Below are 19,443 nucleotides of genomic sequence, written 5' to 3' on the forward strand. Positions count from 1 at the left end.
CGGCTTTATAAGAAATGTGTTTATAGTACGTTTTGAGCCTTTACCATTAAGTGTGGAAGCGTTTGCAGCTTCCAATTTTGAGGTGTATCCGAATCCAAATCAAGGCAGTTTTAATATTAAAAACCCTAATAATGAGACGTACACAGTTCAAATTTACAATATGCTAGGCCAATTGGTTTTAGAAACTTGGTTTTAGAAACAGGGAAGAAACAAAATTCAGTAGAGCGCATTGAAACACTTAATTTAAGCAGTGGCTCCTATCTTTTAAGCATTACAACAGATAGCAATGCTACGTATACACAAAAGATGTTAATTACAAATTGAAGCACTTAATTTTTAAACGTAAAGCTTTTGTATAAAAAAACCAGAAAAATTAATTTTCTGGTTTTTTTATTTTTAGTCCATATTTTAATGGATTCATTTATGCTTTGGCTTTATCAGCACAGCAAGCCATTTTACAGTCGTCAGCACAAGCTGTTTTTTCAGTATCTGTTTTGTCTGCACAACAGGCTTTTTTGCAATCTTTATCGCAAGTTTTTTTAGCGTCATTTTCTGTAGCAGCTTCCGAGTCAAAGCTATCAACTGTTTTCATGTCTTTTACAGAATACATATCGCCAGCTTTCTTAACCACTTCTTCTAAAGTAGTAGGTGTTACTTTGGCTTCATCATATTCTACCATAGCCATACGCGTGTCAAAATCCACTTTAGCCGACTTTACGCCTTCCATTTTAGCCATTTTCTTTTCAATGGTTTTAGCGCAACCCATGGCGCAGGTCATTCCTTCAATCATAAACTCTGCTTTGGCATAGGTAGCATTCGGATCTAATTCTGCAACCGCTACTTCAGTAGATTCTTGTGTTTCTACAGTTACAACCTCAGGAGTTGTTTCGTTTTTACAGCTTACAAATGCTAATGCTAGCACTATAAGTGCCATTATATTTTTTAAGGTCTTCATTATTATTAAAATTTAGTTCTTTACAAAATTACTAAATATTGCTATTTATTGGGTTTAAAATTGGAGTTTTGTGCTCTTAAAGGTTTTTGATATGAAACAAATTGATAATAAGTGGTTGTATTTAGTGGTGCTTTCCGTAATTTGGGGAACCTCATTTATCTTAATCAAAAAATCACTTTTAGGGCTAACACCTTTTCAATTAGGTGCTTTAAGGACATTAATTACCGGTGTTTTCCTGATTACTGTAGGTTTTAATAAACTCAAAACTATTGAAAAAGGACAATGGAAATGGATTGGACTATCTGGTTTATTAGGTTCTTTTATTCCTGCTTTTTTGTTCGCGATTGCTGAAACAGAAATTGATAGTGCAGTAGCATCCATTTTAAACTCATTAGTCCCTTTAAATACTATTTTATTGGGCTTTGCTATTTTTAAAATTGCGTCTACCAAACGTCAAGTATTAGGTGTTATAATCGGGTTTATTGGAACAGCTATTCTTATTTTAAAAGGAGCGGAGTTAAATCCAGAGCAAAATTACTTGTATGCAGGTTTTGTAGTCATTTCTACATTAATGTATGCGGCCAATGTAAATATTATAAAAAGGTATTTACAGAATGTAAAACCGCTTGCTATTGCAACTGGTAACTATACTATAATTAGTGTGCCTGCTTTGGTAGTTTTAGTGTTTGCCGATTTTTTTACTACAGAGACATTTCAACATCCAGATTTTAAGATGTCTTTGGTTTATGTGGCTATTCTGGCCTTTTTTGGTACGGCTTTAGCAAAAGTGCTTTTTAATAAACTAGTGCAAATGTCCACACCTGTTTTTGCTTCTTCTGTTACCTATTTAATGCCCGTTATTGCTTTAATGTGGGGCGTGCTAGATGGTGAGGGGTTTAGTGTGTGGCAGAGTGTGGGGTCTCTTATAATTCTTATTGGTGTTTATTTATCACATAAACGTAAAAAATAAAAGCCCGAAGTTTCCTTCAGGCTTTTAAGTATTAGGTAATAATATTATGGGTTATTCAAAATCAGCATCGGTAACACCTTCGTTTACTTTAACTTCTTTTACAATAAAATCAATTTTTCTTGGTCCCATTGTTCTTGACGTTTTAAAAGGAAACTTAATTCCAGAAACCTCTTTATAATCACTATAGAAAGTAGCCGATTGTCCCATTTCAGAATCTGTTACTTCTTTAATTTTTAAACCAGTTTCAACGCTGTAGTAAACAGATGTTTCTTCGCTAACTTTAATTTTATAAGCCGCTTCGCCATCAATTTTTTCAATTTTTTCTAACGTTACATCGTTGTTCAGGTAATTTGTTTCGGCAAAAGGCGCAGACTTAACTTGTGCTTCTTTAATCTCTTCTTCAGTCATATCTTTACGTTGACCTTGAGCAAATGTATAACCTGTATCACCATTTAAAACTTGTTTTTGGGCTTGACCCATAACCTCAATTTGTTGAAGTGACTGTTTTTTGTTCGTTTTTTTGGTTTCGAAATTAATAACAACACCAGGTTGTAATTCCGCTTCTGCAGTAACAGCAACTGAGTTTACTTTATTTAAAGCTTCGGCTCCACCAATGGCTGTAATATAGTTGTTAAGTACTTTGTTTGCACTCATATCAGCTGGCATTGGAATATCGTACTCTGGCTTTTTAGTTAAGTCGGCATACTTATCATAATAACGAACAGGTAAACCTACTTTTTCTAAGTTTTCAAGAACTTCGCTTCCGTTTCCTACAACAATTACACGTGCATTTTCTGGGCGCATGTACTTTTTAGCAGCAGCTTGAACATCAGCTACTGTTACATCATTAACTTTTTGAAGGTAAGTTGCATAAAAATCTTTAGGTAGTTTGTTAAGTTTAATGTTTAAGGCGTAGTTAGCAATTGTTTGCGGACGCTCTAAAGCCATTACAAAGTTACCAGTATATTTTGCTTTTACATTACGTAAAACAGCTGGATCTACAGGTTCGTTGTTTATACGCTTAATTTCTTTTAAGGTTTCAACAACAGCACTATCTGTTACCATGTTTCTAACTTTAGCAGATGTGCTAAAACGAGACATTCCGTAACGGTTAGCTCCTAATCTAGAGTAAGAACCATAAGTATAACCATGTTGCTCACGAAGGTTTAAGAATAGGTAACCTTCACCGCCACCACCAAGAATTTCATTGGCCATTAATGCCGCGAAATAATCTGGGTCATTCATTTTTAATGATACATTATTTGTCACAGAAATGTTAGACTGTGTAGCGCCTGGTACATCAACAAAATTAATTTGAGGTACAGGTAAGCTTTCTGCTGGTTTAGGGATAGTTGTGGTAACACTAGCAGCTGTTTCCCATTTTTTGAAATACTTTTTAACTTGCTTTTCAACCGTTCTAAAATCTACATCACCAATAACAACTAAATAAGCATTGTTAGGGTTCATATATTGTTGGTAGTAAGCTTTAATATTATTAAATGTAATATTATTAATAGTTTCTTCGGTAGTAAACTCTCCGTAAGGATGTGTTTTTCCGTAAGATAATGCGCTACCAACACGTCCTGCTATAGCATCAGGGTTTTTGTCGCTATTTTTTAAGTTTTCAATAAGCTTTGTTTTTTCAGCTTCAAACTCTTCTTCTGTTAATAAAGGATTTATAACAGCATCAGCCATTAATTCTAATATACGCTCAGAATACTGTGTTAATGAACTTGCGTAACCACTACCAAAACCTAAATTAAGACTTGCGCCTAAAAAGTCAATTTCTTCATTAAAAGCATCTTTAGGAATAGAAGTTGTTCCATTTCCTAACATAGCGCCTAAAACACTTGTTACACCAGCTATATCACCTTCAAAAATAGGATTGTTATCTATACGTAAAGAGTAAGATACACGTGGTAGTTTATGATTTTCAACAACTAAAACTTTTAAGCCGTTTTTTAATTCAAATTCTCCTGGCTCTTCTAAAGTTATTTTAGGAGCAGGGCCTGCTTTTGGTTGTTTAGAACGGTCTATTTGTGCGGATACACTTAAGCCGATAAAGAATAAAACAACAAACGCAGCTAGTTTGGTTTTTAATGTATTGTATGTATTCATCTTATTGATCATCTTTTTTTGGTAAGTATTCAATTTCTACACGTTGGTTTGTGTTTAAATATTTTTTAGCAACGTTTTGGATGTCTTCTCTTGTAATTGAACGGTAAATTTCAATTTCATTATTAATAAGGTTAACATCACCGTATAATAAATAGTATGTGGCTAAAGACTGTGCAATTCCAGAAATACTTGAGTTAGAGTTTACGAATTGGTTTTCAAATTGATTTTGAAGTTTTTGGTAATCACGCTCTGTGATTAATTCGTTTTGAATTTTAGAAATTTCTTTATCCATTTCATCTAATAATGTTTGAATTGGCACATCGCCTAATGGTAAAGCAAATAAAGCAAAGATGTTATAATCAACTTGAGGCAAGTTTATAGCTTGCACGGTAAGTGCTTGTTTGTTTTCGTCTACTAACTTCTTGTATAATACAGAACTTTTTCCGCCACTTAAGTATGTAGATATCATATCTAAAACACGTGCATCTTTTGTTGCCATTCCAGGAGCTCTGTAAGCTGCAATAATAGCTGGTGTTTGGATGTTTTTATCGTAAGTAGTAGCTTTTATAGTTTCGTTAATTGGTGTTTCTTTAGGGAAGTTACGTACAACGTCTGCTCCTTTTTTAACTTCACCAAAATAATCTTTTACTAATGTTTTAGTTTTAGCAATATCAATATCACCTGCAACAACTAATACCGCATTGTTAGGTACATAGTATTTGTCAAAAAATGCCATAAACTCTTCTAGAGTTGCAGCATCTAAGTGTTCCATTTCTCCAATGTTAGAGTCTTTGTATGGGTGTAATTCGAATAAGTTTTCACCTATAGCGTTTAATATTTGCCCATAAGGTCTGTTATCAAAACTTTGACGCTTCTCTTCTTTTACAACCTCATTTTGAGTATCTACACCGGCTTGGTCAATTACTGGGTGAAGCATACGTTCCGATTCTAACCAAAGACCTAATTCTAGTTTGTTAGAAGGAAAAACTTCAAAATAATATGTTCTATCCTGTGATGTATTGGCATTGAAAGTACCGCCGTTCGCAGGAATAATTTTCATAAATTCCCCACGACCAATGTTTTCTGAGCCTTCAAATAATAGGTGTTCAAAAAAGTGCGCAAAACCAGTACGATTTCTGTCGCCATCTTTACCACCTACGTCATACATCACGGAAGTAGATACTACCGGTGCTGTATTGTCTTGATGAAGAATAACGTGTAATCCATTATCTAAATCAAATTCTTCAAATTTCACTTCTTGTGCTACACTAGTAAATAAACCTAGTATACATGCAGAAAAAGTTAATAATCCTTTTTTCATGTGTGTTAGTTTTTGTTAATGACATTTAATATGTCTGTTGTATTCCGAATTTGTTACAATTTGTCAAAAATAAAAAATACTTATTGTTTTTAAGCGGATTGTAATGAAAACATCTTTTTTAATTAGGTGGAAGTAACTTTGTTCTTGGTTTTGGCTGTGTATGTGTTTAATTTTTTGTTAATGAGCTTTTTATGATGTTGTTTGGTGTTTCTATTATTTAGTTGAAACTTAAATTACTAGAGAATGCATTAAAAGGTGTTGAAATATTTCTTAAATTAGCTAAAACGTTTGTAGTTTAATTAATTAGGAGTATATTTGCATCCGCTTATTGAGAGATGAGTGTATTTTTAAATAAACTAATTTAATAAAAACGTTACGCTATGTACGCAATTGTAGAGATAGCAGGGCATCAATTCAAAGTTGAAAAAGACCAAAGAGTTTTTGTTAATCGTTTAGCAACAGAAGAAGGTAAGGAAGTTTCTTTCGATAATGTCCTTTTAGTTGCAGACGGTGACAATGTTACTGTAGGCGCCCCAGCTATAAACGGAGCTCAAGTAGGAGCAAAAGTTTTAAAGCACCTTAAAGGTGATAAAGTTATAGTTTTCAAAAAGAAAAGACGTAAAGGTTACCGTGTTAAAAATGGACACAGACAAGCTTTAACTGAAATCGTAATTGAAAGCATTGTAACATCAGGAGCTAAGCCAGCTGCTAAAGCTAAAAAAGCTGCTCCTAAAAAAGCAACTGCTAAGGCAGATGATTTAAAAAAGATTGAAGGTGCTGGACCTAAAGCTGCAGAAGCTTTAGTAGCAGCAGGACTTGATACTTTTGCTAAAGTAGCAAAAGCTAAGCCTGAAGCTTTAAGTACTATTTTATCTGAAGCAAGTTCAAGATTATCACATATTGTGACTGACACTTGGCCAAAACAAGCGGCTTTAGCTGCTGATGGTAAGTGGGATGAACTTAAAGAATTACAAGACAGATTAGACGGCGGAATTGAAAAATAATTCTGTTATAATTAATAACATAAAACCTTAAGACAATGGCTCATAAAAAAGGAGTTGGTAGTTCGAAGAATGGTAGAGAATCAGAATCAAAACGTTTAGGCGTTAAGATTTTTGGTGGTCAAGCTGCTCTTGCCGGAAATATCATCGTAAGACAAAGAGGTAATACACATCACCCAGGTGAAAATGTGTATGGTGGTAAAGACCACACGTTACACGCTAAAGTGGACGGACTTGTTAAGTTTACAAAGAAAAAAGATAACAAATCTTATGTTTCTATTGAACCTTTCGAGGCTTAAGAAACATTTTCTTTAACATAAAAAAACCCTTTCTGTATCAGAAAGGGTTTTTTATTTTATGCTAGTATGGTTTTTATTATTTTTAAATGATGTGCTGTATGTAGTTCTAAAAATCGAAAAATCCGTTTCTTATTTATATTTCCAAAAAAAGGATGTTTGAAGTGAGCATTTGTTTCTAGTTCGGTTATTTTTAATACATTTTGTTGTGCTTTTTCTAATTGAGATATCAAGTTCTCTTTTAAAATAACATCAGGTGGTAAAACGTGTTTTGGTGCCTTTGCTTTTCCTCTTGGAAAAAAACCTAGCGTAAAAAATACCTTTCCTACAAAACTAAAGTTATTGGTATATAAGGATGGTTCCGATTCTATTAGCGCTTTTGAGACTTGATTTATAACTTTACAACTATGATCTATATGCCAAGCTATATTGGCATCAGAAACTTGTGGGTTGGAAGTTTCTGCATTTTCTAAATAACTAGCTAGTGAGGTTATTAGGAATTGGGTTTTTGTTGGATTCATAGGGTGTTTTTAATTATTCTTATAAACTAAGTTATGCTTTTTGTGTGGGATGTAGCTCTTATAAACTGAAAAGCGTAATGTTTCTAATAGTTGATGGCAAAAAAAAATCCCAAACAAAATTGCTTGGGATTAAAATTAACTAGTTTTTAAATAACTAATTAGTATCTGTAGTACTCTGGTTTAAATGGACCAGAAACTTCAACACCAATATATTGGGCTTGATCTTCTTTAAGTTCTGTAAGTTCTACACCAATTTTTTCAAGGTGTAATTTTGCTACTTTCTCATCTAAGTGTTTTGGTAGCATGTATACATCGTTTTTGTAAGCATCTTTGTTAGTCCATAACTCAATTTGAGCTAATGTCTGGTTTGTAAATGAATTACTCATTACAAAACTAGGGTGACCTGTTGCACAGCCTAAGTTAACTAAACGTCCTTGCGCTAAAATAATAACGTCTTTTCCGTTTACATTGTATTTATCTACTTGTGGCTTAATTACATTTTTAGTTTCACCGAAATTAGTGTTTAACCAAGCCATGTCAATTTCATTATCAAAATGACCAATGTTACAAACTATAGTTTTGTCTTTCATGGCTTCAAAATGCTCACCACGAACAATATCTTTATTTCCTGTTGTAGTGATAACAATATCAGCATTACCAACAACAGTTTCTAATTTCTTAACTTCAAAACCATCCATAGCAGCTTGAAGAGCGCAAATAGGGTCTATTTCAGTAACAGTAACAATACTTCCTGCTCCTTTAAAAGATGCAGCTGTACCTTTTCCAACATCACCATAACCACAAACAACTACGCGTTTTCCAGCTAACATAACATCGGTAGCACGGCGGATAGCATCTACAGCACTTTCACGACATCCGTATTTGTTATCAAATTTCGATTTAGTAACCGAATCATTTACATTAATAGCTGGCATAGGTAATGTTCCTGCTTTTACACGTTCGTATAAACGGTGAACACCAGTTGTTGTTTCTTCAGATAAACCATTAATACCTGCAGCAAGCTCAGGGTATTTATCTAAAACCATATTTGTTAAATCACCACCATCATCTAAAATCATATTTAATGGCTTTCTATCTTCACCAAAGAATAAAGTCTGCTCAATACACCAGTCAAATTCTTCTTCTGTCATATCTTTCCATGCATACACTGCTGTTCCAGCTGCAGCAATAGCAGCTGCTGCTTGATCTTGTGTAGAGAAAATGTTACATGAACTCCAAGTTACTTCAGCGCCTAAAGCTTGTAAAGTTTCAATTAAAACAGCCGTTTGGATCGTCATGTGTAAACATCCAGCAATACGAGCTCCTTTAAGAGGTTGTTCATTTTTATATTCTTCACGAAGACTCATTAGTCCTGGCATTTCTGCTTCAGCTAATTCAATCTCTTTACGCCCCCAGTCTGCAAGGGACATGTCTTTTACTTTATTCGGTGTGTAAGCAACAGTGTTTGTACTCATAGTATTTTTTTTCTTATTGTTTTATGGCCTAACAAGTTTGGCAATAGGACTTAAATGGTTAAATTCGCTTGTCCGTTTTGTAAAACCTGTATTAGGTTATGCAAAGATAACTAATAACTTTTAGAATATTAAATGCCGCTTTATAAAACCCTTATTCCCAACTCACAAACTACTGTTAAAATCTGGAAAATAGAGGAGGACTATGATGTACTGTTGGAGCCTTTATCACTTAGACCAGAGAGTTTAACTCGTGTATTAGGAATGAAAAGCGACTTGCATAAACGGGGTTTTTTAAGTGTTAGGCATTTACTTGCTGAATTTGGTTATACCGATGCCGATTTGTTTTATGATGAAAATGGAAAACCACATTTAAAAGATGGTAAGCATATTTCTATAACTCATTCGTTTACTTTTTCTGGAGTTGTAGTAAGTAATCAGGAAGTTGGTATAGATATTGAAAAGCAACGTGATAAAATTGGTGTAATAGCTCATAAGTTTATGGAATATGAAGCCCAATATCTGCAAAAAAACACGCCAGATTATATTAGGAAATTAACGGTTATTTGGTGTATTAAAGAGTCGCTTTATAAGCTTTTTGCAACACCAGGATTAAGCTTTTTACAGCATACTCTAGTTATACCCTTTGAGTTAAACGATAACAAAACTCGTGCATGGATAGATTATAAAACTCAAAAGCATGCCTATGAAACGACTTTTTTAGAGTTTGAAGGTTTTACTTGCGCTTATGCATTGCCTATTTTTTAATGGAAACACACTATCAGCATATTTTAAAAGCTATTTCTAGGGGTAAAAGATTACTAGCTGTACTTATTGATCCGGATAAAATGCCTGTTGAATCGGTTGCTGATTTTATGCAACATGTTAATACATCTAAAGCAACGCATGTTTTTGTTGGCGGAAGTGTTGTAGCCGATCAACTAACTGAACTATTGGTTCTATCCATAAAAAAGCACACCACATTGCCTGTCGTTTTATTTCCCGGCGATGTGAGTCAGGTAACAAATTATGCGGATGCTTTGTTATTCTTGTCATTGATATCTGGGCGTAATCCTGATTATCTCATTGATAAACATGTGCAAGCGGTTTCTAAACTAGATAGTAATCGTTTAGAAGTTATTCCAACAGGTTATGTACTTATTGAAAACGGCAAAACAACAGCTGTTCAGCGTGTAACGGGGACAAAACCATTAGCAAATACAAATATTCAGCTTATAGCAGATACTGCAAAAGCCGGTGCCTATTTAGGAATGAAACTTATTTATTTAGAAGCGGGGAGTGGTGCTTTGTTTCCTGTTTCCGAAGCCATTATTAAAAAGGTTAAGGCTGCAGTTAACTTACCATTAATTGTAGGTGGTGGTATCCGGAGTGCTTTAGAATTAGAGAAAGCCTATCAAGCTGGAGCAGATTTAGTTGTTATAGGAACAGCTTTTGAAACAGATATTAATTTTTTCAAGCATATAAAAAAGTAACAAAACCTAGTAAAAATATTACTTATGAAAATATCAGTAGAATTAACATTAACACCTTTACATGATGATTATGAACCCGCAATTATTCATTTTATTAAAAAATTACGCGCTGCTGATGTAACCGTTTTAGAAAATCCTTTAAGTACTCAGGTTTATGGTGATTATGATGTGGTTATGAGTTTGTTAACCACGGAAATCAAAGAGGCTTTTGAGCTTATCGAGAGCGGTTTACTGTTTATGAAAATCGTTAAATCTGACCGTCAAGACTATGAGCCTCATTTTTGATTATCTTTTTGGGCAGTATAGTGGTTACGAAACAATTGATATTGTTCTCGAGATAGTAGCTGTACTCTTTGGTGGCATTTCAGTATGGTTTTCTAAACAAAATAATATATTGGTGTTTCCAACGGGAATTATTAGTACGAGTATTTTTGTTTATTTACTTTTAAAATGGGGCCTTTTAGGAGATATGATGATAAATGCTTATTATTTTATAATGAGTATTTATGGCTGGTATATATGGACTCGAAAAACGGGAGATACTCAAGAAACACCAATATCGAGAACAACTCTAAGTGAAAAAAAAATAGCTATTGGAATAGGTGTATTAACCTTGCTATTTGTAGCTATAGTTTATGAGGTTTTTGATAAATGGAGCGCATGGGTTTCCTATGTAGATATTATTACAACGGCTATATTTTTCGTTGGAATGTGGTTAATGGCAAAACGAAAAATAGAAAATTGGTTGTTTTGGATTGTTGGCGATATTATTTCGGTGCCTCTATATTTTTATAAAGGTTTTACATTTACAAGTTTTCAGTATTTAGGCTTTACAGTTTTAGCAATTTATGGGTATATAGCATGGAAGAAACACTTAAACAACAAGCAAGTAATTGCGTAAAAATTGTGCTTTTTGGCCCTGAATCGACAGGAAAAACAGTGTTGGCTAAAAAATTGGCAGCCTATTATGAGACTATTTGGGTACCTGAATATGCTAGGTTATATGCTGTGAAGAAAAATAAATTAGATCTGAAATTAACGCAAAATGATGTATTGCCTATAGCAAAAGGGCAAATGAATTTAGAAAATAAGCTTGCCAAACAAGCTTCTAAATTGCTCATTTGTGATACCGATTTGTTAGAAACAAAAGTGTATAGCGAGGCTTATTATCAAGGCTTTATTTCTAAAGAACTTGATAAATATGCTGCTGAAAATTACTATAATCTTTATTTTTTAACTAATATTGACATACCATGGGAACCCGATGGTATTCGAGACAAACCTCTTGAAAGAGAAGCCATGTTTCAGGCTTTTAAAAACGCCTTAGATGCGTATAAAAAGCCTTATGTACTTCTAAGTGGTAGTCTAGATGAAAGAATGGCGTTAGCTATAAAGCATATCAACCAATTATTAAAAACCAAAACATGACTTTTTCCAAAAAAGATATAAAGCAATTTCAAGCCAAAGGATTATCTGTAGATCAAATTGAACAACAGTTAGATGTTTTAGCTTCAGGATTGCCTTTTTCTAATTTGGTTTCTGCTGCAACCGTTAATGATGGAATCCTTCGTTTATCTGCTTCACAAAAAGCTGAAGCCATTACTTTTTTCAATTCACAGAAAGATAGTCTTGATATTTTGAAGTTTGTTCCTGCATCTGGAGCCGCAACAAGAATGTTTAAGTTTTTATTTCAATTTTTGGAGGAGTACAATCCTGACTCTGAAACCTTAAATGCCTATTTAAATAGCAGAAATATTAAAGATCTACATGTGTTTTTTGTAGGTATGGAAAAATTCCCTTTTTATCAGGAGGTAAAAAAGCAGATAGAAATATCGCATCCCAATTACGCTGAATTAAAGCCCGGTATGCAATCTTTGATTTTTGTACAAACTATGTTGGATGCAGATAAACTTAATTATGGAAGTTTTCCAAAAGGTTTGTTGCCATTTCACGAATATAAAAATAACAAAATTGCTACCGCTTTTCAAGAACATTTATTTGAAACGGCGTTATATGCTTCGGGGAATAAGCAGGCCCGTTTACATTTTACAATTTCTGAAAATCATAAAGATAAATTCAGTAATGAATTTGATAGAATAGTTGATAAAGTACAGGCCAAAACAAATACCCAATTTGATATATCGTTTTCTTATCAGAAGTCCAGTACCGATACCATTGCAACAACCCCAAAAGGTAAGCCATTTAGAATTGAAGATGGTAGTTTGTTGTTTCGTCCCTCTGGTCACGGCGCATTGATAGAGAATTTAAATGATTTAGATGCCGATATTGTTTTTATTAAAAACATTGATAATGTAGTCGTCTATAAGTACAAAGATCAGGTAGCAGAAAACAAACAAATATTAGCTGGTATCCTTACCAAAATTCAACAGCAAGCATTTCAATATTTAAGAGAAATAGAAAAAGGCGATTTATCGCAAGAAACTATTATTGAAATTGCCGAGTTTATAACTCAAAAAATGCAAGTTAGAATTTCAATAGAATTTGAAAAATATGCGCAAAAATATCAAATTGAATACCTATACAATAAATTAAACCGTCCAATACGCGTATGCGGTATGGTTAAAAATGAAGGCGAACCAGGTGGCGGACCGTTTTGGGTGAAAAGTGAGAATGGTCAGGTGTCTTTACAAATTGTTGAGTCGGCTCAAATAAATCAAAAAAATAAGCATCAAAAGAGTATTTTAAAAAATGCCACACACTTTAATCCTGTCGATTTAGTTTGTGGAGTAAAAGACTATAAAGGCAATAAATTTAATCTTTTGAAATTTGTAGATCATAAAGCTGCATTTATTACTAAAAAAACACGGTTAGGGAAGAACCTTAAAGCTTTAGAACTGCCAGGACTTTGGAACGGTAGTATGGCTAATTGGAATACCATTTTTGTTGAGGTGCCACTAATTACTTTTAACCCTGTTAAAACTGTTAACGATTTACTTAAGGCTCCCCATCAAATTAAGTAATATGTTTAATGCCCCATTATTAATTTCGGAGTTATCATTCAAAGCTGTTAGAAGTTCTGGTGCCGGTGGTCAGCATGTTAATAAAACAGCTTCTAAGGTTGTATTGAATTGGAACTTGCTAAACTCACAAGTTTTCTCTGAATCACAGAAAATGCGACTTCAATCAAAACTTCAAAATCGGTTAACTTCAGATGGGGTTTTGATACTTACAAGCTCCGATAGTCGTAGTCAGCATAAAAATAAAGACTTGGTTATCAAACGGTTTTTAGAACTTATTAGAAAAGGGTTGACCGTTACTAAAAAAAGGAAAGCGACTAAAATCCCCAAATCTGTAAAGCTTAAGCGGCTTTCAAATAAAAAAAAGCAGTCGGATAAAAAAGCCAATAGAAAACCACCTGAACTTTAGCAGGATACAATTTTCTTTCAAATTTTAAGTTAGCAAAGCTTTGTCATAATGAAAAACTCGCCTACCTTTGCGCCGTTCTCATAAAGGGGTGCCTAATATCGGCTGAGATCATACCCATTGAACCTAGAACAGGTAATGCTGTTTAGGAAAAATACAAACGTTTGTTATACCATACTTAATAAGTGAGGTAGCAAAAAACAACTAATTTTTAATCAGAATAATCACCTCTTTTTATTCGCTAAATTTATTTTATCGGATGAAATTTTTATTCAACAATGCGTCAGTTTTCCGCTGGCAACACATTCAAAAGGCAGGACTGCTATCGCTATTTTTATCAGCATCATTCAGCGGTTTTTCTCAAGAAAAAGAAAAAGATTCAACAAAGGTCGAGACGCTTAACGAAGTGCTTTTGTCTGCTACAAGAGCAAAAGACAAAACACCTGTAGCATTTTCAAACATCACCAAGGAGGAGCTAGAGTCAACAAACCTAGGTCAAGACTTGCCTATTTTGCTAGATCAGCTACCTTCTGTAGTTACAACTAGTGATGCCGGAGCAGGTGTTGGTTACACGGGTATTCGTGTTCGTGGTACCGATGCAACACGTGTAAACGTTACAATTAATGGTATTCCGTATAACGATTCGGAAAGCCAAGGAACTTTTTGGGTAAATATGCCTGATTTTGTTTCTTCTGTAGAAGATATTCAATTGCAACGTGGTGTTGGTACGTCTACCAATGGTTCTGGAGCATTTGGTGCTAGTTTAAATTTAAAAACTTTAGAGCCTTCAAAGGAAGGATATGCAACAACTACCAATGCTGTTGGTTCATATGGTACTAGAAAACACAATGTGAGTATTGGTTCTGGACTAAAGAATAATTTTTATGTAGAAGGTAGGCTTTCAAAAATTCTTAGTGATGGTTATATAGATAGGGCTTCCTCTGATTTATCATCCTACTACACAGAAGCGGGCTATTTGGATGATAAAACATCTGTTAAAGCAATTGTTTTTGGAGGGAAAGAAAAAACGTACCAATCTTGGTATGGTACTCCAGAAGCTGTTGTAAATGGCGATTTAGAAGGGATTCAGGCTTTTATTGATAGAAATTACTCATCGGATGCTGAAGCTGAAAACATGTTGAATTCAGGACGTACTTATAACTACTATACCTATGATAACGAAGTGGATGATTATGAGCAAACTCATTATCAGTTGCATATTTCACATCAATTTAACTCTTATTTTTCTGCTAATATTTCAGGGAACTATACGCGTGGTAAAGGGTATTTTGAACAATTTAAAGACGATGAGGAGTTAGGAGATTATTTTCCAAATAGTGTAAATGCTGATGAAGCTGGTGATGTTGTAAGAAGACGTTGGTTGGATAATCATTTTTATGCTTTTGTATACTCGTTAAATTATAACCGAAATGGTTTGAATGTTTATTTAGGTGGTGGTTATAATAAATATGACGGTGATCATTTTGGTGAGCTAATTTGGGATTCTTTTGCTGTTCCTGTGCCAATTAGAACCGATTACTACCACAGTTTAGGTAAAAAGCGTGATTTTAATACCTACTTAAAAGCTGAGTATACGATTAATAATAATTGGTTCGCTTTTGCAGATGTTCAATACCGTCATGTAAATTATTCGTCTTACGGTAATAGTTCAGATTTAGTGCCAATTGACGTTGATGAAAAGTATAGTTTTTTTAATCCTAAGTTAGGGTTAACATATTCTATTAATAATTTTAGTAGTGTATATGGTTCTTATGCGGTAGCTAATAGAGAACCAAATAGAGATGATTTAACTAAAAATCCAATATTACCAAACCCAGAAAGACTTCACGATTTTGAGTTTGGATACAAGTTGAAAAAAGCTAAATATTATGCTAATGCTAATGTGTATTATATGAACTATAAAGATCAATTAGTATTAACAGGTGACTTAGATAATGCTGGTGATCCTATTAGGATGAACGTAGATAAAAGTTACCGTGCTGGTATTGAGTTACAGGCAGGCTATAAGTTTTCAAACAAATTACGCATAGATGCCAATGCAACATTTAGTAAAAACAAAATTGATGCTTTTGATTATGTAGTTTATGATACACAATACGATCCTAACACGTATGATACAGTTTCTTATGAAGGCGTAACAACACGTTATGAAGACACAGATATCTCTTTTTCTCCAAACGTAATAGCGGGTGGGACCTTAGTATATTCTCCAATTGAAAATTTAAATTTAGGTTTGATTGCTAAATATGTTGGTAAACAATACTTAGATAATACATCTAGTGATAGTAAAAGTATGGACGCTTATTTTGTAAATAATTTTAATGCATCATTTAAAGTATATCCATCATGGATGAAAGAAATTGCTTTTAATCTACTTGTAAATAATATTTTTAATAAAAAGTATGTTTCTAACGGATACACGTATAGCTATTATTACAGACCGGAAGGATCTAACGACCCAGCAATAACAGAAAATTTTTACTACCCGCAGGCAACTACAAATTTCTTGATGGGAGTGACGTTGAAATTTTAAACCATATCAAAAACCTTATTATTACTTATATTATATTTTTAATGTTTTTGACAATAGGAAATAGCCTAAAAACAAATTATTGTTTTTAGGCTGTTTGCGTTTACAGGGTGTTTTTACGGGAAAACCGTAATGGGTTTTTAAACTTTTCGGTAAATGGCACAAATTTGTTAAAAAATGTTGCTCCAATAGTTTTTTTTTAAGTTTGATTTGTCCAAAGACAATTTGAGTTATTTAAGAAGTCTCTTAATGCGTTTTTAGACAGCTTGTTGCAACATAACTAGCGCTAGTTTTTATTTATTAATCTATATTTTAGGTTGAAAAATACTTCTTATTAAAAGGCTTCTAAAATTTAGACTTCTTAAACAACCTTTTGTTTAACCGATTAGTTATATAAGCTAGTCTAAAGTTTACAAATTAATTTTTTTAGTATTATTAACTATTAAAAAATACTATAGATATGGAACAAGAAAAACAAAGAAAGAACTTAAGGTCAAAATTCGGTGGCGCATTCTTAATATTTTATATACTAACATTTTTCATTTTTCTTATATTTCCTAAAAAATTAATGGGAAATATATATATTCTCAGTTTATATTTGTTAGGATGTATAGTCTTTATTTATATATTTTATCGTTATAAAAGTAAATTAAAGAAGTAGAATATCAACAACTAAGGCTAAAAAATAGCAGAAAACAGTAAATCTAAAACTAAGCTCTTTTCTGTTATATTACTTTATAATCTAGAACCTGTTATTATTCAAAGTAAAACGGACTCATGCGGAAATAAACCACTTTTGGAATGTGCTTGTCCCAGTGGAACCGTTGCGCAACAGGCAACCTGTGGTTTTGCGAGCACGGATAACGGTGACGGAACATGCTCTACAACCTGTGAGGGTGTTACATGTTGCAAAATGGTGGTAACAGCTGAGTGTACTGAAGGTAAAAACCCATTTAAAATTTTAAGAATTTTAAATGGTGTTATTGTTGCAGCTGAAATGATTACGTTTAACAATAAACAATACACTTCTATTTAATTTTAGTACTTACGTCATGTTCAAAAGTAGATCATGATGTAAGTGCTATTTTTAAAAAAAATGAAAACTACCTATCAATATCATATTTGCTTAAAACAAAAAACAAAGCTCTTTTTGATAAGGATACAGTATCCTATACCTATAAAGTTAATATATCAAAAAATCCAAATGATACTATTTATGGTTATAATTTTAAAATAAGTAGAAATACAGATGAGTATTTAATTTATCATTATAATAATATTACTTACCAAATAGATAGCTTGAATAATAGGCTGGTTAAAGAAAACAAACAAAATTATTTTTACAAACAAATGCTATTACCATTATCAACTTTTGATGACAAAAATGGTAGTGTTTCTATTCGAAATAAAAGGAACAATTTAATAGTAACTAAGAACATTGAAGATACTGAAGAATTAAAGAAAGTGCATTGGACTTATATGATTTCTTTAGATTCTCAACAGATTTATAAAAAAAAATTTTACGCTGAATTTCAAGATACCAATCAATATGATAGTTGGGAATTTCAGGATATAGATTATTTAGTTCATGCCAATATTAAAGATGAAATCGAAAATTTAGAGAAGAATTCTCAAATAATTTCATTTTCTGATTTAAAAAATAATTTTAAAAAACAAAACCCAGTCTTAAGTGGTAAAGCTCCGACTCTTTTGGGGGTAAATTTAAAGAATTCTGAAGATTTTAATCTGAATGAATTAACGGCAAATTACGTGTTATTAGATTTCTGGTTTATGGCTTGTCACCCTTGCATTAAATCAATCCCACATTTGAACAGAATTCATGATAATTTCAACAATGAAGATTTACAAATTATTGGTGTTAATTTAAAAGATAAAGAAAGCAAGCGTGATTTATTAGAAGCCTTTGTTTCTGCTAGAAATATTGACTATCCAATTGTTTTATCAGATGAAAATAATTTTAAAATACAATCGTTTCCAACAGTTTTATTATTAAATGAAAAAAGAAAGATTATTTACTCTCATATTGGTTATTCAGAGGAAAATGAAAGAAAATTAGATAGTATTTTAAAGCGACTTAATTTCTAATTATTATAAACTCGAATTATATTCCCTGTTTTCTCAACAAAATAGCGTTTTAGTCCGTACTTTCCAGTGGTGCCTTCTTGAGGTTGTCCTGTTAAAATATCGTAAGATTTTCCTTCGTCACAACTACAAGTAGCAATAACACCATTTACAGTAAGTTTAGAACAGTCACGAATTGCATGATTTGGATCTGTTAATTCAAAAGCACTATAGTTACTTCCGCCAGCATAAAATACAACAACACCATTTATACCATAATTGCTATTAAGAATGATAAAATTGTTTGGGTATTGCATATCGCTGTACTGAGGCAAATTCGTATTAATTAAGTTTCCTGTATCAAAACCATAATTAGGTAAAAACTCATTTTGTTGTGTTGCGTTATCATCATTATTGCTGCATGAGCTAATTAGGAGTAACGTAAAAACTATATAAACTAAATGTTTCATAAACATGATTGTTTTGGGTGCAATTTACAACAAAAAGCAAGCCTATTAAAATAAATTGTATCTTTAGCATACAGGTGAACTGCTATATTAAAAGGATCGTTTAAAGTGTTTTATCCTATTAATATCAAAAGGTAAACTCACGGGAATCAAAAAAAATGTGTAGATTTGTATTTATATCTCGTGCAAGCGGGATTTTTTTATGCTGAATAAATTTTGTGATGTTACAAGGTAGTTTTCAGTATCTTTTTATTACTAAAAATGAAGAAATTATGAGTAAAGTATCTTATTATACTGCAGAAGGACTAAAGAAATTACGTGATGAGTTACGCCAATTAAAAGATATTGAGCGTCCACGCGCATCTCAAGCTATTGCTGAAGCCCGAGATAAAGGGGATTTAAGTGAAAATGCCGAATACGATGCAGCTAAAGAAGCACAAGGAATGCTAGAAATGAAAATTTCTAAACTTGAAGGCGCCTTAGCTGGAGCCCGATTAATTGATGAATCGCAACTAGATACCTCTAAAGCGCTAGTGCTTTCTAAGGTAAAAATAAAGAATCAAACTAATGGTATGGAAATGACCTATACCTTGGTTGCCGATGGTGAAGCCGATTTGGCATCCGGTAAAATATCTGTAAATTCACCTATTGGTAAAGGACTATTAGGAAAATCTGTTGGCGAAGTTGCCGAAGTACAAGTGCCAAATGGCGTTATGAAATTTGATGTTTTAGAAATATCAAGATAAGCAGGAACCAGTTTCCATTTGGGATGTTTTCCTTCCTATAAATTAAATTATTCTTAAAAAGATTCC

22 protein-coding genes are annotated in these 19,443 nt (G+C 32.9%); 16 read left to right on the forward strand and 6 right to left on the reverse strand.

The window, feature by feature from the left end; all coding sequences use genetic code 11:
* Positions 1-16 precede the first annotated feature (16 nt).
* Both ACW5R3_RS02905 and ACW5R3_RS02910 read left to right on the forward strand, forming a co-directional pair.
* On the forward strand, positions 17-196 hold the full coding sequence (locus ACW5R3_RS02905; protein WP_456578125.1) for a T9SS type A sorting domain-containing protein: 180 nt from the start codon (positions 17-19) through the stop codon (positions 194-196).
* The gene (locus ACW5R3_RS02910) at positions 187-324 is read left to right on the forward strand and encodes a T9SS type A sorting domain-containing protein (protein WP_456578126.1); all 138 of its coding nucleotides are present in this window, start codon (positions 187-189) and stop codon (positions 322-324) included. The genes ACW5R3_RS02905 and ACW5R3_RS02910 overlap by 10 nt, the downstream gene beginning before the upstream one ends.
* A gap of 97 nt (positions 325-421) precedes the next feature.
* Here the strand turns inward: ACW5R3_RS02910 and ACW5R3_RS02915 are convergent, their stop codons facing one another.
* Entirely contained in the window at positions 422-955 is a 534-nt protein-coding gene (locus ACW5R3_RS02915) for a cation transporter (protein ID WP_456578127.1), read from the reverse strand.
* A 91-nt stretch (positions 956-1,046) separates the two neighbouring features.
* Here ACW5R3_RS02915 and ACW5R3_RS02920 point away from each other — a divergent pair, with 91 nt between their 5' ends.
* Positions 1,047-1,925 (forward strand): DMT family transporter, encoded by an 879-nt coding sequence (locus tag ACW5R3_RS02920; RefSeq protein ID WP_456578128.1) that lies wholly within the window; start codon positions 1,047-1,049, stop codon positions 1,923-1,925.
* Between the two features lie 51 nt (positions 1,926-1,976).
* On the opposite strand, the gene ACW5R3_RS02925 is transcribed toward ACW5R3_RS02920, so the two are convergent.
* Entirely contained in the window at positions 1,977-4,043 is a 2,067-nt protein-coding gene (locus tag ACW5R3_RS02925) for a M16 family metallopeptidase (protein WP_456578129.1), read from the reverse strand.
* Position 4,044: 1 nt separating this feature from the next.
* Positions 4,045-5,364 carry a M16 family metallopeptidase gene (locus tag ACW5R3_RS02930; RefSeq protein WP_456578130.1) on the reverse strand — a complete coding sequence of 440 codons (1,320 nt, stop codon included), beginning with the start codon at positions 5,362-5,364 and terminating at the stop codon, positions 4,045-4,047.
* Positions 5,365-5,744: 380 nt separating this feature from the next.
* Between ACW5R3_RS02930 and rplU the strand changes: the two genes are divergently transcribed.
* Both rplU and rpmA read left to right on the forward strand, forming a co-directional pair.
* A complete protein-coding gene (gene rplU / locus ACW5R3_RS02935; protein WP_456578131.1) occupies positions 5,745-6,368 on the forward strand; it encodes a 50S ribosomal protein L21 in 624 nt (207 codons plus the stop codon).
* Between the two features lie 35 nt (positions 6,369-6,403).
* The gene (gene rpmA / locus ACW5R3_RS02940) at positions 6,404-6,664 is read left to right on the forward strand and encodes a 50S ribosomal protein L27 (protein WP_456578132.1); all 261 of its coding nucleotides are present in this window, start codon (positions 6,404-6,406) and stop codon (positions 6,662-6,664) included.
* A 56-nt stretch (positions 6,665-6,720) separates the two neighbouring features.
* Here rpmA and ACW5R3_RS02945 read toward each other — a convergent pair whose 3' ends face one another.
* A complete protein-coding gene (locus ACW5R3_RS02945) occupies positions 6,721-7,182 on the reverse strand; it encodes a DUF1569 domain-containing protein (protein ID WP_456578133.1) in 462 nt (153 codons plus the stop codon).
* 158 nt (positions 7,183-7,340) lie between these two features.
* Positions 7,341-8,657: an adenosylhomocysteinase gene (gene ahcY / locus ACW5R3_RS02950; RefSeq protein ID WP_456578134.1), complete on the reverse strand. Its 1,317-nt coding sequence runs from the start codon at positions 8,655-8,657 to the stop codon at positions 7,341-7,343.
* 132 nt (positions 8,658-8,789) lie between these two features.
* Here ahcY and ACW5R3_RS02955 point away from each other — a divergent pair, with 132 nt between their 5' ends.
* The 10 genes from ACW5R3_RS02955 to ACW5R3_RS03000 all read left to right on the forward strand — a co-directional run bounded on the left by ACW5R3_RS02955 (position 8,790) and on the right by ACW5R3_RS03000 (position 18,188).
* Positions 8,790-9,422: a 4'-phosphopantetheinyl transferase family protein gene (locus ACW5R3_RS02955; RefSeq protein WP_456578135.1), complete on the forward strand. Its 633-nt coding sequence runs from the start codon at positions 8,790-8,792 to the stop codon at positions 9,420-9,422.
* Entirely contained in the window at positions 9,422-10,147 is a 726-nt protein-coding gene (locus tag ACW5R3_RS02960) for a phosphoglycerol geranylgeranyltransferase (protein WP_456578136.1), read from the forward strand. The genes ACW5R3_RS02955 and ACW5R3_RS02960 overlap by 1 nt, the downstream gene beginning before the upstream one ends.
* Positions 10,148-10,171: 24 nt before the next feature.
* Positions 10,172-10,432: a hypothetical protein gene (locus ACW5R3_RS02965; RefSeq protein WP_456578137.1), complete on the forward strand. Its 261-nt coding sequence runs from the start codon at positions 10,172-10,174 to the stop codon at positions 10,430-10,432.
* Entirely contained in the window at positions 10,416-11,048 is a 633-nt protein-coding gene (gene pnuC / locus ACW5R3_RS02970) for a nicotinamide riboside transporter PnuC (protein WP_456578138.1), read from the forward strand. Before ACW5R3_RS02965 ends, pnuC begins: the two co-directional genes overlap by 17 nt.
* The gene (locus ACW5R3_RS02975; RefSeq protein ID WP_456578139.1) at positions 11,009-11,575 is read left to right on the forward strand and encodes an AAA family ATPase; all 567 of its coding nucleotides are present in this window, start codon (positions 11,009-11,011) and stop codon (positions 11,573-11,575) included. The genes pnuC and ACW5R3_RS02975 overlap by 40 nt, the downstream gene beginning before the upstream one ends.
* Positions 11,572-13,128 (forward strand): DUF4301 family protein, encoded by a 1,557-nt coding sequence (locus ACW5R3_RS02980; RefSeq protein ID WP_456578140.1) that lies wholly within the window; start codon positions 11,572-11,574, stop codon positions 13,126-13,128. Before ACW5R3_RS02975 ends, ACW5R3_RS02980 begins: the two co-directional genes overlap by 4 nt.
* A 1-nt stretch (position 13,129) precedes the next feature.
* Complete coding sequence (gene arfB, locus ACW5R3_RS02985) at positions 13,130-13,534, forward strand: alternative ribosome rescue aminoacyl-tRNA hydrolase ArfB (RefSeq protein ID WP_456578141.1); 405 nt, start codon at positions 13,130-13,132, stop codon at positions 13,532-13,534.
* A 256-nt stretch (positions 13,535-13,790) separates the two neighbouring features.
* Positions 13,791-16,085 carry a TonB-dependent receptor gene (locus ACW5R3_RS02990; RefSeq protein ID WP_456578142.1) on the forward strand — a complete coding sequence of 765 codons (2,295 nt, stop codon included), beginning with the start codon at positions 13,791-13,793 and terminating at the stop codon, positions 16,083-16,085.
* A 910-nt stretch (positions 16,086-16,995) separates the two neighbouring features.
* Positions 16,996-17,118: a hypothetical protein gene (locus tag ACW5R3_RS02995; RefSeq protein ID WP_456578143.1), complete on the forward strand. Its 123-nt coding sequence runs from the start codon at positions 16,996-16,998 to the stop codon at positions 17,116-17,118.
* Between the two features lie 86 nt (positions 17,119-17,204).
* Positions 17,205-18,188, forward strand: coding sequence for a peroxiredoxin family protein (locus tag ACW5R3_RS03000; RefSeq protein WP_456578144.1), 984 nt, complete (start codon positions 17,205-17,207; stop codon positions 18,186-18,188).
* On the opposite strand, the gene ACW5R3_RS03005 is transcribed toward ACW5R3_RS03000, so the two are convergent.
* The gene (locus tag ACW5R3_RS03005; protein WP_456578145.1) at positions 18,185-18,634 is read right to left on the reverse strand and encodes a hypothetical protein; all 450 of its coding nucleotides are present in this window, start codon (positions 18,632-18,634) and stop codon (positions 18,185-18,187) included. The two genes, ACW5R3_RS03000 and ACW5R3_RS03005, sit on opposite strands and share 4 nt — an antisense overlap.
* Positions 18,635-18,903: 269 nt before the next feature.
* Here ACW5R3_RS03005 and greA point away from each other — a divergent pair, with 269 nt between their 5' ends.
* On the forward strand, positions 18,904-19,377 hold the full coding sequence (gene greA / locus ACW5R3_RS03010; protein WP_456578146.1) for a transcription elongation factor GreA: 474 nt from the start codon (positions 18,904-18,906) through the stop codon (positions 19,375-19,377).
* Positions 19,378-19,443 lie beyond the last annotated feature (66 nt).

The sequence above is a fragment of the Algorimicrobium bowmanii genome (assembly GCF_054031195.1).